Raw genomic sequence first — 1,059 nt, 5'->3', positions numbered from 1 at the left:
CCATCCAGCGTCTCCTTCCCGATATCGTCGAACACGGTTTTCAGCAAACGGACGATGCCGTGTTGCTGTGGAATGGGACTGGCGACAACGGGCAGCCCGATCCATCCTGGCTCAAGCATCTCTACAAACTCCGTCGCCGCCGCCCCGTCGATGCCATCGTGCTCGTGACCGATGGCGACAAGGATTTACCGACGCAGCGTCGCGGTATCGAGTCTTATGGCATTCGGCTCGCGCGCATCGCCGAAGCCTTGCGATGGACTGCGCCGACCTTTGTGCTGGAGGCAACTTCAAAACATGCGCCATCCGCAATCGATACGCCGCTGATCTATTGCGAAGTGCCGAAGGGAGGCGATGCCGAAGCGAGCGAGGCGGCGTTGCTGAAGTTGCGCGATCGGTTGATGTGTCGGAGTCTGGACCGGTTACCGCAGACGCCACGGGAACGGTATCTGGGTGAACTGTCGCGGAAGTTGGACACGCGAAGCAGCGCGCTTGCGCAATGGTTGTTTGGGCTCGCAAAAGCCGCACGTGCGCAGTTGCCGTTGAGGGGCGTGGCGTTCGTGCCGGCGGTTGCGGGCAATGGTCATCAGGGTGACGAACTAGCGGTGTGGCAACACCTTGCCGATACCGTACAACGACAGCCCGGTCGGCGCACGGGCATGCATCCGCTGACGATTAGTGCGTGGCTGGTGCTGGTGGCAATTGGTCTTTGGACCACGGGCATGGTGGTCTCCGGCCTGCGGAATCAGTACGATCTGCGGGCGGCGCAGGAGGCCGCGCAGGCGATCCAGTCGGCGCCGAACGAAGTGGTGCGACTGAAGGCGCTCGATACGCTGCAGCAGCAGATCCAGCGTTACGAGTACCGCGTGCAGCACGGCGCGCCGCTGTTCACGCGATTCGGTTTGAACAGCGATGCGGAAGTGCTCGATGCACTGTGGAAGCCATACATCAAGGCGAGCCGCGATATCGTGGTGCGACCCGTGATGCAGGAACTCGAAGCCGCGCTGGTCGATCTGGCGCAGTTGCAGACCACGGGCATGAACGATGAGGCCGGCAAATGGG

The 1,059-nt window shown here is 62.0% G+C and carries 1 protein-coding gene; it reads left to right on the top strand.

Annotated elements, in window-relative coordinates; genetic code table 11:
• A partial coding sequence (locus ABDB81_RS30175) for an ImcF-related family protein (RefSeq protein WP_346814385.1) occupies positions 1-1,059 on the top strand: 1,059 nt, incomplete at both ends.

It is taken from the genome of Cupriavidus sp. DL-D2, assembly GCF_039710735.1.
Taxonomy (GTDB): Bacteria; Pseudomonadota; Gammaproteobacteria; order Burkholderiales; family Burkholderiaceae; genus Cupriavidus.
The sequence above is the reverse complement of the archived record's forward strand: the minus strand, read 5'-3'. Positions and strand labels throughout refer to the sequence as shown.